Source organism: Lentibacillus populi, assembly GCA_014642895.1.
Taxonomy (GTDB): domain Bacteria; phylum Bacillota; class Bacilli; order Bacillales; family Amphibacillaceae; genus Lentibacillus_C; species Lentibacillus_C populi.
Window position 1 is genome coordinate 19,961 of sequence record BMJD01000022.1, and the last position, 16,036, is coordinate 35,996.

Sequence of the window (16,036 nt, forward strand, 5' to 3'; positions counted from 1 at the left end):
ATTCTACAATAAACCTCCTGCCAGGAAAACCTTTTCAAAACGAAGAAGTTTCAAGTTTCATCAGCAATTCCAGTTGCGCCACCTGTTATAATTGCATTTTGCATGAAAAAACCTCCAAAATCGTAATTTTTTGTTTTTATATCTTGCTCATATATAATAGTCTTTTAAAACGCTAAAGGTTGATATGAAATGCGATTACTATACTTTTTTTATGAAGTTATTTCTCACTACCTCTTTCTTTAAAGAACAAAACTGTAACTTTTAATTACCTAGAACTTTGTCTATAATCACTTGATTTTTGTGTCCGTCCTTTATTGTCGGTAAGTTTTCATCCAATTTATCAACCGATATATATTCATACAACTTTTCTAAAAAAGGATAAAAAGCTGGATAGTAAGCCCTTGCCTCTGCTGCCAGCTGTTAAGAAGTTATTTCTGGATTGGACACATTTATTTTATTTAACTTTTCTTTTGATTTTCCAAAAAAAAGCTCTTTATCGTCAGTTAACGTTATTGTTCCTGAACTCCCAAAAATCCTTAAATTAGACCCAAATGCGTGATTAACTCCTGATATTAATTGAACGGAAAAAGTAGAGTTATCCCTCATTTTACCTTGTATAAAAAACGCATCATCTGCATCCCTTTGTTTCAATCCCGTTTGCGGAACGTGTGTATGTACAAAACCACTGTAATCTTCCATTTCATCCTTCACCAACCACATCAGACAATCAACCATGTGTGTTCCTAATGCTCCAAGCATTCCTCCAAATTTCCTTTTGTCACCTGACCAGCCCAATTTATTATTTTGCAGATATTGATATCGAGGACTAGAAATATGATACTCAATATATCAAAAAGTCACCATTTCTTGTGTCTAATTTCTTGACATAAACCCCAAGTAGAAAAAGAGAGAACTCTCGTCAGACAGAGAAGATTGAATCATTTTAATCCTGCAACAGAAAAAGGACCTTTTATCGTCAGATAGGAAAGTTTTTCTGCCATATATTCTGGAGAGTATTGCATCCCACTTTCTAACCAATAAGAAATAACCCCTACATAACCGTGAGCAACATAATAGATAAACAGTTCTTTGGGAATTTCCATTTTCTCTGGATCAGGGTGAAATTTTTTCAGGTGCTCTGTCATATGTTTTTCTATTATTTTTAAAAACCGTTGTTGAAAAGAAGGAATTCCTTTCTCCCCCATCATTAACTTAAAGAATTCTCCATGCTGATAAATATATTGTGTTGCTCTTAAATAAAAAGGATTAGGAATTTCCGTTAACGTCAATTCTTCCTCATTTTTTGGTGCTACTTCTTTCACAAAAGAGACTAATTCATCATGGATTGTTTTCTCCAATAAATCAAACTTATCATAAAAATGTGCATAAAACGTCGATCGATTAATTTGTGCTCGTTCTGTTAATTTTTTTATCGTTATCTCTTCAAATTCTATTTCTTTAAGAAGAGATAATAAGGATTCTTTTAAAAGTTGTTTTGTCTTAATTATACGTAAGTCATTTGTTTTTTTCATCAAACATTTCCTCCCTTTTTGTTGTTTATTTATCTGTTTATCAACATTTTTAACCTTTATGTTTCTTAACCAACAAATCATCAAAAATATTCGGTTGTGGTCTTATTATACCTCAATTACAATAAAAGCAACAACATGTTGTTTTGAAAATAATTACTTCAGTTTTATAAGACATTATCCTTTTAATCAGGAGGGAACTTTAATGAAAACTATTTCCATTCAAAATTTAAACAAAGCGTACAATAAAAAGAAAGGAGAGAAGTTTTTTGCTTTAAAAGACTTGAACTTTGAAGTGGATTCTGGAATGGTCTTTGCGCTATTAGGGCCTAATGGATCGGGTAAAACCACTACTATTAACATGATTAATGGACTAAACAGACCAACAGATGGGAAAATCAGTGTCATGAACTTAGACCCAGTCAAAGATATGAAAAAAGTACGCAATCTGCTGGCTGTTGTCCCTCAAGAAACAGCACTTTACAATGACTTAACCGCTCAAGAAAATTTAATGTTTCATGCCCAATATTATGGAATTCATAAAAAAGATTGGCATTCCAGGGTGCAACATGCTTTAGATTTGGTTGGTTTAGAAAAAAGGAAAAATGATCGTGTGGGGACATATTCCGGGGGAATGCAGCGCAGATTAGCACTTGGGAGAGCATTATTGACCTCCCCAGATATATTGCTGCTTGACGAACCGACATTAGGAGTAGATGTCCAATCCAGAAATGCGATTTGGAATCAAGTTAGAAACTTTGCCAAGGAAGGAAAAACTGTTTTTCTGACAACTAATTATATGGAAGAAGCAGAAGCTCTTGCCGATCATATTTTAATAATAGATCATGGCAAGGAAATCATTGCTGGAACACCAAAAAGCTTGAAAGATAAAATTGATAAAAATACTGTTTCACTTAGCTTTCATGATCAAGCAGCGGCTCAAGAGGCTGTGAATGTACTTGAAAATATCTATAAGTTAAAACATAAAGAAACAGATATAGAAATTCAGTTAGAAGACAGGAAAGAGTTTTTCAAGCTAATGGATCACATCCATTTTTTAAATGATAAACTCAACCGTTTTGAAATGAATGAACCTACATTGAATGATGTTTTCCTGCATTTCACTGGACGGGAATTAAGAAATTAGGAGGTGTATACCATGTTTCAAGCTATCAAAGGAATGATGAAGAAAGACTTAAAAATATCTTTTAGAAATCCCTCTATGCTTATTTTGAGTATTATTGTTCCCATTGTTTTTATCTTCCTTTATTCTCTTATTTCGCAATTGTCTACAACAAATCCAGTTGTTATTGCGCAACATTCTGATGACACTGCCAGTAAGGAATTAACGACAATCATGGAAGAAATGGCAATCGAGGATGGCCCTTACTACGAAATAAGGTCACTTAACCCAGATGAAGCTTTTCAGATGTATCAAAATGGAGAAGTCCCTGCTCTCGTTGAGATACCTGAGAATTTTGATCAGCAATTAGAACAAGGTGAGGAAGCAAAGGTTAAGCTATATGTGAACAACATGAATTCAGATGGGACAAAAAACTTCCAACTTCGTTTGTCTCATGCATTATATCAATTTCAAGAAAGCAGAGACAGTGCTAGTAATATTGGTATAACCGAAGAGTATTCAACATTTGAAAAGGATATTTCGATGAAATTTTATGTTTCGATTGGTTTATTAATGTTCGCAGTGATTTATTCTGGAATGGTTAACACAGGCACTTTACTAACCAGAGAATGGGAAGAGCGGACAAGCAAAGAAATTTCTTTGTCACCTAATGGGTTTGTGCCATTGCTAGTAGCAAAGGCTGCTACAGCTTTACTATTGACAACCGTTACGACGATTTTCGTTATGATTTTAATGTCATTTACGTTAAACTTCCCAATTACCGATGTATCTTTTGCCATTATTGGCTGGCTCTTTATTCTATTTCTAATAGGTGCTTCTCTAGGAGCATTTACCGCAGTAACGATTAAAAAATCTTTACCTGTTATCACATTATCTGCTGTGCTTGGTATTTCACTTTACTTATTAAGTGGAAATGAGTCATCCATTCGAGGTTTTGCTTATGGTGGACCAATTGAACTGATTTGGAGAATCGCTAGCTATCTACCCATGTCCTATATTACAGATACCATGCGGGTTATCTTTGTGACTGGTAAAAATAACTTACTATCATATACTACAAATCCATTAACAACTGCAACAAGCTTTTATATCAGTATCATTACTATTCCAGCGACGATTCTGTTATTTAGTTGGGCTTCTATTGTTAAATTAAAAAATAATTTGTTTACTTCTGGTGGACAGTGAAAGATAGAACAGAGGAAGGAGAGATAGATGTGAATTGGAAAACAGGATATCATGCGATTGCTGCTGTTAATAGAAGGAATATCAAATTATTATTGCGTCAAAAACAATTCCTTGTCGCCCCTTTCTTAATGCCTGTTGTTGTCATGATTCTAACAGCACTTATCATGGGGGCAGGCGGTGATGATTGGCCAGTCGGACTTGTCAATGAATCAGACAGTGTAGAATCACAAGCATTTATTGAGCATTTAGAAACGGTACATTCTAATATTACGCCTTATTTTTCTATTATGGAAATGGAGCACGAAGAAGCTAGTACTGCTGTTAAAAATGGCAGGTTACAAATGCTTATTCGGATTCCTGATAACTTTCAAGAATCGCAAACGGTTTTTACGGAAACTTTTAATATTAATACGGATATGATGAAAAATGTTCGGTTACGTTTGGAACAGACGGTTTTAAACCAGCTTGAAAATAATAATGAACTTATCGCCGCACCAGAACTTATTACAGAGAAAGAAAATGATGTGTGGCGTGAGTCCTTTATTGCTGGTAGTAGTGTCTTACTAGCACTTATGTTCACCGCTACTATTACTGCTGCAAATTTATTTGCCTTTGATTTAGAGAACCGAACACAGAAAGAAATATCGCTTACGCCATTAAATAATATCTATGGGGGAGTGGGAACCATCCTGACATCCACATTAATGGCGTTTGCTGCATCCATTTCTACCATGATTGTAGGAATGCTTGTATTCCGACTGGAACCTCAAAATCTATGGACGATTTTTATAGGAATTATACCAGCTTTAATTGCTTGCTCTATCTTGGGTATTATTATTGCTCATTTGTTAAAGAGGTATCGAGTAATTCAACCTATCATTATTGTGACATTCATGGCAACTTTCTTTGGTGCTGGCGGATATTCTAGTGTTGCCGGCTTACCGCCAATCGCTAGATCATTTTCTGACGTATGGGGTTTTTCCTATATTTTTGAATGGTTTAACCCAGTAATGCATGATTTTAGTAGTGGATTAGATGTTAGCCAATATGCAATTTTGATCGTAGTTGCTTGTATTTTTATTGCATTTCTCCCAGTCGTTTATAAAAGAGAACTAATGGCAAAAAGCAGTGGAGGTCAGTAATACAAAACCAATTTATTTTTTGCTTAATATTGGATCTATGTCAAGAAATTGGACACTAGAAATGGTGAATTTTTTTAAATTCCTACCGCGCTCCGCTTGCTCCCCTCTGTGTTAAAGGAAGGGGAAAGTCCGCCCCTTCCTTTAACACAGAGGCTAATTACGTTCTTCTATGATGCTATCTTACGTAGATACATTTTTTCATACGCTATTGGTGACATATATCCAATAGTTGAGTGAATTCGCTTGTAATTATAAAACGTCATGATGTAAGAGAAGATACTTTGTTTTGCTTCTTCCCTGGTTTGATAATCTTCATGAAAGATTAATTCTTTCTTGATCACACTATGAAACGATTCGATACATGCATTATCATAACAGTTACCTTTCCTACTCATGCTTGTGGTGACATGATGTTTTCTTAAAAGCTCTTGATACTCCTTAGCTGCATATTGACTGCCTCTATCTGAATGATGAATCAACCCTTCTTGTGGCTTTTGCTGATTAATCGCTCGTCTTAAAGCTGTGAGTGTTAATTCTTTTGTCATTCGATGACTCATTGCCCAACCAATAATCCGTCTGGAAAACAAATCCATGACCGTTGCTAAATAGACCCATCCTTCTTTGGTCCAAATGTACGTGATATCACTCACCCATACTTGTCCTGGTTTATCTGCCCGGAAATCTTGGTTTAGTAGATTCGGATAAACAGGGTGCGAATGCTTCGAGTTCGTTGTCGCCTTATATTTCTTCACCGTTTTCGAACGTAAGCCATTTTCCTTCATGATACGAGACACTGTTTTTTGAGAAACAGGTACCCCTTCACTGCGTAAAACCCGCGTGATTTTAGGGCTTCCATACCTTTTTTTTGATTCTATAAATACACGTTTTATTTGGGCCGTCAGTTTTTGTTTGCGTTGGGATCGGTCGCTGACAGGACGATCTCTCCACTCATAATAGCCACTCTTGGAAACACCTAATACTTGGCACATCTTCTCTACACGAAATTCGTGGCGGTGTTCTTGGATAAATGCATAGATTATCTCTGGTTTTTTGCGAAGATGCCCATAGCCTTTTTTAAAATAGCTACCTCCTCTTCCAAATCACGAATTCGTTTATCTTTTTCATACCCAGCTTGATCTTTGGGACTGCGATTACCGCTTCCTACAAAGCTATCCTCTTCGTTTTCCTTATACTTAGCTATCCATTTTTGTAGCGTCTGTGGGACTAAGTCTAACTCTCTTGCCACTTCGGCTGCTTTCCTGCCATCTTCCACTACCAACTTAACTGCATATATTTTAAATTCTTTATCATACCGTTTTGCCATCTTAGACACTCCTAGAGATTATTATATTTAGTATAAAAATCCCCATTTGGTAATGTCCAATTATTAGACTAACATCATATATAAACGGAAAGAGCAACGGTTAAAAATAGCCGTTGCTTTATTCTTGGTAATTTTAACTTCATATTTTTGTCTAGATCAAATAACTTTCAAGGTTTTTTGATCTTTTTTGTATTTTTTATTATTTCTTTCAGCAAAATGCCCTTTTATTTTGTTCTAGTCGCGCAAAGGGACAAGAACCTTTTCAGGCAGAAAGGAGGTGATAAAGATGGTAACAAACGAACCTATGCAGCAACAAGTAAAACAGCAACGTCAATTTGATTCCTATTGTAAATCCGTTTTAAAAAATGAAGCGAGAAATATTTATAGTGAAACACAGATACAGAATAAGAGATTGATTGTATTATCTGCGTTAAGTCAAGAAAAACTGAATGAACTAAGTATGTGTGACATCTATACTGTTGAGGTCTATTATTTTCACTTGAATGATTATGTTGTACCAGTAGAAGATTTTTTGATTGCGAATGCTATTCAATCTTTATCCGAACGAGATCAACTCATTATCCTATCTTTTTATTTCTTAGATATGAGTGATACCGATATTGCTAAAGAATTAGAAATAGCTAGAGGAACCGTTTATTACCACAAGAAGAAGGCATTAGAGAAGATTAAAAACTATTTAAAGGAGCATGAAAATGAATGACTATCCTTTACTTCCTTATTCAGTAATCTTAATGGCGGTGCAGGGAGATTCACAAGCTATGGATAAAGTTGTGAACCATTACAAAGGCTACATTATTTCTCTAGCAAAAAGAAAAATAGTAGATGAGAATGGAAACACTGCTCTGATTGTGGATGATGAATGGAAGCGAAGGATAGAACTGAAATTAATCAAAGCAGTTATCAAGTTTAAGTTTCATTAACATCATTCTCATGCAGAAAGTTGATGATTGAATTTTAAAATGGAATTGCTCTTTGATAAAGAAAGCTCGGAAGATAATGCCGTGCAGTATAACAAAAAATCAGACACGTTCTGCTGATGACGAGCTACCTGATTCTTGCGCCATGACTTTCCATAGAAACGAGCGATAACCAATGAATCTAACGTAATTGTGGTAGATTACTGGCGATAACTCATCAGTTAGGATAATGATACTCCCCTACAGTCACAGTTCGAGCGTTTAAAGCGTCGCAAGCTATGAGTAGGGCTGGAAGAAATACTTGCAGGGGTGAAATTCCCGTGGAGCTGTAACCAGCAGCCATCTGATTTTTACGATTTTAAATAGTTAGGTAGACTTGTGAATGGTTGTTTCTTGATATGTATTTTTCCACATTATAAAAGGCTCTTCATTTTAGTGCAAGAAGTAAATTTATGCAATTGCATTGGATTGCTAATAAAGACGCGTTATAATTATAGACAAGATATCAAATAGCATATCCTAGTCTATAGAAAGGAGCTTATATGGTAACTGTTACTAAAAAAGACTTGGTAGCACTAGGTTATGGACCTTCTTTTTCAGCTGATATCATTAAAGAATGTAAAAAACTTATGATATCAAAAGGACACACATATTATCAATCTAAGAAATTAGATCGTGTTCCAAAAGAAGCTGTCGAGGAAGTATTAGGTATAACTTTAGAAGAGTGATTTGTACTTCTTGCACTAATTGCGTAAGGAGTGAAATCATGGCTAAAGATGTCATCAAAAAAGCAAAGAATGGAACTTATTATTTCCGAGCAAATTTAGGTTATCATTCTGTCACTGGTAAGCAAATTCAAAAATATTGTAGTGGATTTAAAACTAAAAAAGAAGCTCGTGAAGAATATTCCAGATTACTACTCACAAAGTCGGAGGATTCAGTAGAAAGTGCGGGGAAACTTCCTTTTAAGCAGTTTATTGAGGATATTTTCTTACCGTGGTATAAAACTCGGGTAAAGGAAAGAACATACGATAATCGGTTACCAACGGTCAAAAGACACCTTTCTTATTTTTATGATTTCTTGATAACAGAAATTACCCCGCTTCATGTGCAAAAGTGGCAATTATTTTTATCCAAAAAAGGATATGCCCCTTCTTATATTAGAATTGTACAAGGGTTGTTTTCCCTCTCAATGGATCGCGCTGTTGTTTTAGGATTAGTTGAAAGTAATCCTTCCAAAATTGTTGGAAATGTGAAGAAAACAAAGACAAAGATAGATTTTTGGACAAAAGAAGAATTTGAAAAAGTTCTCTCTTTTTTCTATAAGGAAGATTACTATCAACATTTTTTATTTATGTCATTGTGGCTTTTATTTATGACAGGAATGAGAATCGGAGAAGCTACTGCGATCCAATGGGAAGATATTGACTTTGAAACGGGTATGTTATCAATTGATAAGACGCTTTACTATAAAAATTTAGATGATTATACTTTTGTTGAACCAAAAACAAAGGCCAGTGTACGTCATATTGTTTTAGATGAGGATACATTAACTTTACTTCATCAATGGAAGGACGTTCAGCAAGCTGTCATTCAAACAAACTTTGTGATGAGCTATAATGGGGTACCCACACAAAAGCATACACTCGCACATGTGATTACACGTTTTGCTAAAAAAGCTGGGGTTCACCGAATTCGATTACATGCTTTACGACATTCACATGCTTCTCTGCTTATCAGTATGGGAGAAAACCCATTAATTATCAAAGATCGTTTAGGACATGAAGATATTGAGACAACACTCGGCACTTACGGGCATTTGTATCCTAATAGTAATTTTGAGGTTGCTCATAAACTAAAAGGTATCCTATCTTTTCAAACTGCAACTGAAAATAAAGATACTTCGCCTAAAAATCAATTTACTGCCCAGTATCTGCGTAAGGATTTAGAAACAAATAATGCAATAACAATGCAATGACAATAGGGAAAAGAGCCGAAACCCTTGTCATCAAAGGGATTTCGGCTCACCTACAACTATTCCCAGTCAATCATTGGTGCAAAAATAATGCCGGCGATTAATGTAACAATTCCAACACTCTGTGCAGCGATCCCAATCGCAAAGAGCGGTTTTTCTGATAACTTTACCATTTCTTTCAAGTCAACACTCAGGAGCATCATCGCAATGGATAACGGGATTGCATATTCCGCAACAACACCATAAACATCAGCAACAAAAGGGACCACTTTCAAATTGGCCAAAATAACACTGATCAGAATAACAATTAAAGCAGGTCCGAGTATTTTAAATCCTTTAAACCGTTTCAATGGTTCCCAGTGCAACCGTGAATGGTTTAAATAATTCCATTTTCAATTTTTCTACTCTAATGTTCTTAATTTTCATGATGGCTACCCACCTCATATTAATTTCTTACTTTTTCGACAATTAAGTTTATACAAACTTAAAGATTAAATAACGCATGTTAAGTTTTCACTTCCTCTCAATACTCACAAATTTTACACATCTATATTCCAGATATAATACACCTATTATTTAGATATTTCAAGATGATAGGATTCCTGTTTTATCCATCCGTCAGTAGACGTAATAAAATCTCTGTCTAGGGAAATTTGCAGTTACCACAATGTTGGATATTCAATCTTGTCCTACCTATGCTTACACAACCAAGTCCTTTTTCTTTACGACTTTTCTCTTTATCTTCATACCTATGAAATAAATGATACCCGAAACAACGAATGATTGCAGCAGCGGCATGCCAAACGGATAAACATATTGCGTCAAATATCCGAGTGCAAAACCAACAACCATCGCGACGGTAGCCACCCAATTCCATCCCTTCACATCTTCAAAGGTTTGCTTACGGATGATGAAGTAATCAGCCATCATAATGGCGGCGACTGGTGGAGTGGTCAAACCAATCACATACAAGAAGTTTTCAAATTGGGTCATGATATTGGTCATTGCGAGTAATAGACCAACGATTGTGCCAAGCAGTGTTAAAATTGCACGCCCCTTACCGGAATTGATGTTAAACATATTTGCTAGCGCAAGGCCCATGCTGTAATTGTTCACCAGCTGGCTAGTCCACGTAGCCAAATATAGGATAAGAAATCCCCAGAGAGGGAAATTCAAATTCAACATAACAGCGACAATATCTGCTTCCCCGCCACCGATAGCCATCACTCCGCCGACAAGAAATAACGGAAAACCGATTCCAACAACTCCTAAAGGGATGATCATATTATCCTTTACTATTGGTTTTGCATAGCGCGTGTAATCTGCAGAGCTGACCCATTGCGAAATATTAACGCTAATCACAAGAGAGATAGCGCCAACTACCGTCATGGTTGGGGTAGGGTTCCATGAAACAATTTCGCTCCAGCCATTATTCTCCAATGCTAGATATATACCTGCAATTACTAAAAGAAGCCCCGCTGGAACTGCGATGTAATCAGTCCATTTCATCGATTCATAACCTAGAATGGATGGTACAGCGAATGTGATTCCCGCCAAAATCACAATCAATACCCATAACATCGGGTCACTTTCTTTGGTAATACCAAAAATGGCCGCAATCGCATCACCTGCGACGTGTGTTTGCAGCGCCCACCAAAACAAGCAGACAATCATGATATTGATACCGATAACAATTCGTGCCTGCATACTTCCGAAAGAAGAGCGCGCAATAACTGTCGATGATCTTCCTGTCTTTGCGCCCATATAACCATTTAATGCATTTCCTACCCATGTAATGACTAACGCAGTAATCAGAATCCAAAACGTTTTCCACATGCTGAAATTTGCGGTCAATATCGCACCGGTCGTCAATACAGGGATCGTAAACTCAAGCCCTGCGTTGACAGAGAACGGACCAATCCAGTGTCCACGTTGCTTTGCTGGTACCGGATCGATCGCCTCATCTCTCGCTACTGTATTAGAATCCGCGAATCCCTGTGATTTTTGCTGCTCCTCCAATTCAATCTCTCCCTCGGCCTAGACTTATGCTCCTCTTTCTGGTGTTACGTCTCGTACTGAAAAGTCATCCGCATCTAATTCAACACCATAAATTTCCTTTGCGTCTTTTAATGAAATGTAGCCATTTTTGACGTCTGCTTGGATTTGCTGGATGTCCCTTTCCAATGGGTCGCCATATCCGCCGCCTGTTCCGGTGACAAGCTGTACCACATCTCCAGCATTTAATGGGTATCTCGCATAAATACTGAATGGTCCTTCGGTAGCCCCATCTGCTTTTTTGACGAAAAATTCATTCGGTGAACCGTCTTTGCCACCATTAATTCCCCAAGGCAAGAATTTGTTTCTACCAAATGTGACGGAAACCTGTTGGTTGTTCGATAACGCTCTGTAGGAACGGACAACACCAGAACCACCGATGTATTTCCCCGCACCTGCCCCATTATTGCAAAGCGCATATTCTTCCACCATCACACCGTATCTCGTTTCAGCCACTTCGACAGGAACGTTGTATGTTTCCCCGTCGCCGATACAAAATTGTCCTCTGGCACCGTCTTGTTCATCGGCTGCACCCCAACCGCCAACAGATGGTTCTACAATGAGGAAAGGTTCCTTTGTTTCTGGATTGATACCAGATAATGTGACGGAACAAACCGATAGGAAATGCCCCGCACCGAGCCTCTCGCTAATATGTGGAGCCAAAGCCTTCCATACGAGATCGCCTCCGAATCCGTCACTTTCCCAATAAATTGAAGTTGGCGCCGGTCGTTCCGCTGATAAAACCGACCCCTTTTCCGCAATTACTTCCAACGGACGGAAAATACCGTCATTCACCACATCGCCTGCATTGGTAATGCTCAAGAATACGACCCTGACTGCGGTTACGAGCGCAGAATAAGAACAATTGATAGGACCTGGGACTTGCGGATGACTTCCACGAAAATCGCAAATGAATTTTTCATCCGTAATGGTGATCTTGACTTGCACCTTGAAAGGACCATTGCCAAATCCGTCATCATCAATATAATCCATTGCCGTAAATGTTCCTTTTGGCAATTTTTTCATTTCTTCCCTTGCCAGGATTTCTCCTTGGTCCAGCAATCTTTCCATGGATTGCAGCAAAACAGATTTTGAGTATTTTTCACATAGTTCGTTAATTCGTTTATTACCAGTACGCAACGCAGCGATTTGTGCCCATAAATCCCCAATAGATAGATCCGGCATCCTAACGTTTGCTTTAATCATTTCCAGCAGGGGTTCATTGATTCTTCCTTGATCGAACAATTTTACACACGGGAACTGCAGCCCTTCCTGGTAAACCTCGGTAGCATCGTTACTGAAAGAGCCTGGATCCTTGCCACCAACTTCTGTCCAGTGTGCTTTATTGGCTGAAAAAGCAATCAGTTCTCCCTCGTAAAAAATCGGCATCACCAGTCCGACATCGGATAAATGCGATCCACCGCCAACATATGGGTTGTTGATAATGATCACATCACCCGGTTTCAAATCATCCTTTCCAGGAAATTTTTCAATGGTGTACGCTACCATATGGGAGAGCATCCCGATAAAACCGGCTACCCCGTTCCCTTGCGTCAATAGGTTACCATTTTTATCCATAACTCCACTGGCATAATCGAGCACCTCATAGATAATAGGGCTCATCGATGTCCGTGCCAATGTCTGAAACATTTCATCGCCAATGGCAAGCAACGAATCCTTTACAATTTCTAAAGTGAAAATATTTGCACTCTCTTTTTTCATTATGCTTCAGCCTCCTTGATACGAATAATCAAATTGCCATAGTCATCCACCTGTAGTTGTTGGTCCGGATATAGTATGGTGGAGGAAGTTGGTTCTTCCACAATGGCTGGCCCATTTAGCGTATAGCCGGTCGGTAATTTTCCCCTATGATAGACATTCACCTCTGTCCAGCCAATTTCTTCGTAAAGAACTTGACGTTTTTCCTTGATTTCATTTTTCGCAAATGCTTCATCGACGGTAAATTTGTTCACTTTTGGTTTTTCAATCGTCCCCAGTGCTGTCAAATGAAGGTTGACGAATTCCATTTCTGTGTTTTCCAGTTTGTACGTGTATTTCTTTTCATGCAATTCATGGAATGCCCGTGCTAATTGTTGCTTTGTTGTGTCATTCCATGTGCCATCTGGATACGGCACTTTCACCGTATGCTCTTGACCTTTATAGCGCATATCGACAAATTTTGAAAAAAGTACGTGCTCTTCTGTAATCCCTTCTTCTGCAAATTGTTCGGTGGCACTGGCTTCCAACTTGTCCCATTTTCTGTCAATGGTATTTGGATCTATTTGTCCCATTTCATTAATAAACGTTTGGATATAATCATGCCGCAAATCTGTCATTAACATGCCCCATGCAGAAAATACAGCTGAAGCGTTTGGGATGATCACTTTGCCGATGCCGAGTTCTTTGGCCAAAGCAGGCGCATGCAGTGCCCCACCACCACCATAGGCTATCAATGTAAAGTCCCTTGGATCATAGCCTTTTCTGACAGAAATCATTTTCAGTGCTTGAAGCATATTGGAATTAGCAATTCGAATGATTCCAAGTGCTGCTTCGTCAGCAGTCATTTCAAAGGTATTGGCAACCTTTTCCTGGATGGCCTGTTTCACGGTATCCATCTCCACATTGCTGTCAAAATTGCTAAGGGAAAGCCTGCCTGTCAGCAAATTCGCGTCAGTCGTTGTCGGCTGTTCACCGCCTTTTCCATAAGCCACCGGTCCAGGAGATGAACCAGCAGATTTCGGTCCAACTTTCAAAGAGCCAGCTTTGTCGATCCAAGCAATCGAACCGCCACCGTTGCCAATTTCAATAATATCGACCACCGGAACCTTGATTGGATATCCAGCATGCTTATCGTCTTTTTCAATAAAGTAATTGGTATCCACTTTCATCTCGCCATTATCTATTAACGAGCACTTTGCCGTGGTTCCCCCGATATCAAATGCGATAATGTTTTTCTCGCCGATAAGCTCTCCTAATACTGCCGCGCCATAAACGCCAGCCACGGGCCCGGATTCTACAACGTTTATCGGTGTCTCTTCAGCATGTGGAAATGTCGTTGTACCGCCATTGGACTGCATGACATATTTATATCCATTTAGGTTAATGTGATGGAGATCACTTTTCAATTTGGTCAAATACGTTGAAGCCGTTGGTTTGACATAAGCATTCAACACCGCCGTATTCGTTCTTTCATACTCGCGCCACTCTTTTGTAACTTCATGCGATGCGGTTACCGCGACATCTGGAAGTAGCTCCTTAATCATTTTCTTTGTTTCTACCTCATGCTCCGGGTTTATGTAAGAATAGAGATAAGCTATCGCCACTGCTTCTACTTTTTCCTTTTTGAAATAAGCCGCAATTTGGCGAATGGCATCTTTATCCAATGGGGTAATGACCTCTCCCTTGAAGTTCAACCGCTCTTGTACCTCTTGTCTTAAATATCTGTCTACAAATGGTGTTGGTTTTTTATATCTGAGGTTGAATAAATCAGGACGGTTCCCTCTTGCAATTTCCAACACATCCCGAAAGCCTTTGGTAGTAATTAGGCCGGTCTTTGCGCCACTTCTTTCCGTCAGGGCATTGATGACTACAGTTGATCCATGAATGAATGTATCGATTGTTTCTGGACCCAATCCCGACTGCTGAATCACATCCAGTACACCTTTTTCATAGTTTGGCGCTGTCGTATGTGCTTTACCAGTTATGATATTACCTTCATCAGAAATACTGACCAAATCTGTAAATGTACCACCTATATCTGTTGCAATTCGCATTTCTATCATCCTTTTCTCGCTTTATAGTAAACTAGGTGTGACAACATTGAGTAATTCAACTTTTTCATTTGTCCTGTTCTCAAAGTCGTGTGGTAAATAGGAAGGAAAATGAATGGCCTCCCCTTGACCGACGACATACGTTTTTTCCTCAACGATAAACGTTATCTCACCTTGCAGAACATAATAAAATTCCTCCCCCTGATGGGTATATCGATTGGTAGAAGTTGTATTTGGCAAAACCGTTACATGAAACGGATCCATTTCTCTCCCTTTGAATTGACCGTTCAGCCTGATTAGTTCTTCGTCCATGCCTTCTATTTTTATTCTTTTCTGATTCACTCTTGATGTTATGTAACTTGGGTTGTCTTCTTCATCAAAAAAGTATTTCATGCTGATGTGGTAAGCATCAGCGATTTTCTTTAAAGATGTAATTGCCAGATTTGTGGTCCCTTTTTCAATTTGTGAAAGAAAGCTTATTGAAAGGCCTGTTTTCTCAGATAGTTGGGCCAACGTGATATTATTTTTCGCTCGTAAATTCTTAATTTTTTTGTAAACCGTTTCCATTTTATCACCTTTTCGATTTATCGGAAAAATTACAATATATTATATTTACCCTATCATACCTCTTTTCCAAAAATAATTCAAGCTAGGGAAAGTCCCTCACCACGCTAAAGTGATAAATTTAATTGGAAGACTGCCCTTCCTTGCTTTCACGCCATGTTCATCATACATATATAAGAATACGAAAAGTATCCTTATATATGAAATCCCACCTACACGGGTCTGGGGACGGATGGAGCAATACTGGAACAGTGATATTCTTGATTTACAAGAAGAAGTTGTCTTGGGATTTGCGGAAGCATGACCTGGAAGGGAAAGAATCCTTGCGTAAGGCTTGTAGAGGAAATCTATGAAACAGGTAAAAAAGTGGAAAAGAAGGTTATGGAAGAATACGAGAAAATGATAGATGG

General features: G+C 38.1%; 15 protein-coding genes and 1 pseudogene. 8 read left to right on the top strand and 8 right to left on the bottom strand.

The window, feature by feature from the left end; translation table 11 throughout:
- Window positions 1-420: 420 nt before the first annotated feature.
- Together IEX12_RS13435 and IEX12_RS13440 are read right to left on the bottom strand one after the other, a co-directional pair.
- Complete coding sequence (locus IEX12_RS13435; protein ID WP_371871318.1) at window positions 421-795, bottom strand: Gfo/Idh/MocA family protein; 375 nt, start codon at window positions 793-795, stop codon at window positions 421-423.
- Window positions 796-938: 143 nt separating this feature from the next.
- Window positions 939-1,532 (bottom strand): TetR-like C-terminal domain-containing protein, encoded by a 594-nt coding sequence (locus tag IEX12_RS13440; protein ID WP_188725348.1) that lies wholly within the window; start codon window positions 1,530-1,532, stop codon window positions 939-941.
- A gap of 58 nt (window positions 1,533-1,590) precedes the next feature.
- Here IEX12_RS13440 and IEX12_RS13445 point away from each other — a divergent pair, with 58 nt between their 5' ends.
- Genes IEX12_RS13445 through IEX12_RS13455 form a run of 3 tightly spaced genes read left to right on the top strand, consistent with a single transcriptional unit; the run spans window position 1,591 to window position 5,000 of the window.
- Window positions 1,591-2,676 carry an ABC transporter ATP-binding protein gene (locus tag IEX12_RS13445; protein WP_188725349.1) on the top strand — a complete coding sequence of 362 codons (1,086 nt, stop codon included), beginning with the start codon at window positions 1,591-1,593 and terminating at the stop codon, window positions 2,674-2,676.
- 12 nt (window positions 2,677-2,688) lie between these two features.
- Window positions 2,689-3,858 carry an ABC transporter permease gene (locus IEX12_RS13450; RefSeq protein ID WP_188725350.1) on the top strand — a complete coding sequence of 390 codons (1,170 nt, stop codon included), beginning with the start codon at window positions 2,689-2,691 and terminating at the stop codon, window positions 3,856-3,858.
- A 29-nt stretch (window positions 3,859-3,887) separates the two neighbouring features.
- A complete protein-coding gene (locus tag IEX12_RS13455) occupies window positions 3,888-5,000 on the top strand; it encodes an ABC transporter permease (RefSeq protein WP_188725351.1) in 1,113 nt (370 codons plus the stop codon).
- A gap of 167 nt (window positions 5,001-5,167) precedes the next feature.
- On the opposite strand, the gene IEX12_RS13460 is transcribed toward IEX12_RS13455, so the two are convergent.
- A protein-coding gene (locus IEX12_RS13460; RefSeq protein WP_286171147.1) for an IS3 family transposase occupies window positions 5,168-6,324 on the bottom strand; the annotation gives its coding sequence in 2 pieces (ribosomal slippage) (window positions 5,168-6,066 and window positions 6,066-6,324; 1,158 coding nt in all).
- Between the two features lie 286 nt (window positions 6,325-6,610).
- Between IEX12_RS13460 and IEX12_RS13465 the strand changes: the two genes are divergently transcribed.
- From IEX12_RS13465 to IEX12_RS13480, 4 genes are all read left to right on the top strand, one after another.
- Window positions 6,611-7,045, top strand: a complete 435-nt coding sequence (locus tag IEX12_RS13465; RefSeq protein ID WP_188725352.1) for a sigma-70 family RNA polymerase sigma factor — start codon at window positions 6,611-6,613, stop codon at window positions 7,043-7,045.
- Window positions 7,038-7,265 (top strand): helix-turn-helix domain-containing protein, encoded by a 228-nt coding sequence (locus tag IEX12_RS13470; protein WP_286171149.1) that lies wholly within the window; start codon window positions 7,038-7,040, stop codon window positions 7,263-7,265. Before IEX12_RS13465 ends, IEX12_RS13470 begins: the two co-directional genes overlap by 8 nt.
- A gap of 539 nt (window positions 7,266-7,804) precedes the next feature.
- Window positions 7,805-7,990, top strand: a complete 186-nt coding sequence (locus IEX12_RS13475; RefSeq protein WP_188725354.1) for a DUF3173 domain-containing protein — start codon at window positions 7,805-7,807, stop codon at window positions 7,988-7,990.
- Between the two features lie 38 nt (window positions 7,991-8,028).
- On the top strand, window positions 8,029-9,240 hold the full coding sequence (locus IEX12_RS13480; protein ID WP_188725355.1) for a site-specific integrase: 1,212 nt from the start codon (window positions 8,029-8,031) through the stop codon (window positions 9,238-9,240).
- Window positions 9,241-9,296: 56 nt separating this feature from the next.
- On the opposite strand, the gene IEX12_RS13485 is transcribed toward IEX12_RS13480, so the two are convergent.
- The 5 genes from IEX12_RS13485 to IEX12_RS13505 form a co-directional block, all read right to left on the bottom strand.
- Window positions 9,297-9,587, bottom strand: a complete 291-nt coding sequence (locus tag IEX12_RS13485; protein ID WP_188725356.1) for a DUF819 family protein — start codon at window positions 9,585-9,587, stop codon at window positions 9,297-9,299.
- Window positions 9,588-9,936: 349 nt separating this feature from the next.
- Window positions 9,937-11,256: a purine-cytosine permease family protein gene (locus IEX12_RS13490; protein ID WP_155555195.1), complete on the bottom strand. Its 1,320-nt coding sequence runs from the start codon at window positions 11,254-11,256 to the stop codon at window positions 9,937-9,939.
- 24 nt (window positions 11,257-11,280) lie between these two features.
- Complete coding sequence (locus tag IEX12_RS13495) at window positions 11,281-13,014, bottom strand: hydantoinase B/oxoprolinase family protein (protein WP_188725357.1); 1,734 nt, start codon at window positions 13,012-13,014, stop codon at window positions 11,281-11,283.
- Complete coding sequence (locus tag IEX12_RS13500) at window positions 13,014-15,065, bottom strand: hydantoinase/oxoprolinase family protein (protein WP_155555197.1); 2,052 nt, start codon at window positions 15,063-15,065, stop codon at window positions 13,014-13,016. Before IEX12_RS13500 ends, IEX12_RS13495 begins: the two co-directional genes overlap by 1 nt.
- 21 nt (window positions 15,066-15,086) lie before the next feature.
- Window positions 15,087-15,629: a helix-turn-helix domain-containing protein gene (locus tag IEX12_RS13505; RefSeq protein ID WP_155555198.1), complete on the bottom strand. Its 543-nt coding sequence runs from the start codon at window positions 15,627-15,629 to the stop codon at window positions 15,087-15,089.
- Between the two features lie 205 nt (window positions 15,630-15,834).
- Here IEX12_RS13505 and IEX12_RS24000 point away from each other — a divergent pair.
- Window positions 15,835-16,034 (top strand): annotated as a pseudogene (locus IEX12_RS24000) (ISAzo13-like element transposase-related protein); the annotation flags it as partial.
- Window positions 16,035-16,036: the final 2 nt, after the last annotated feature.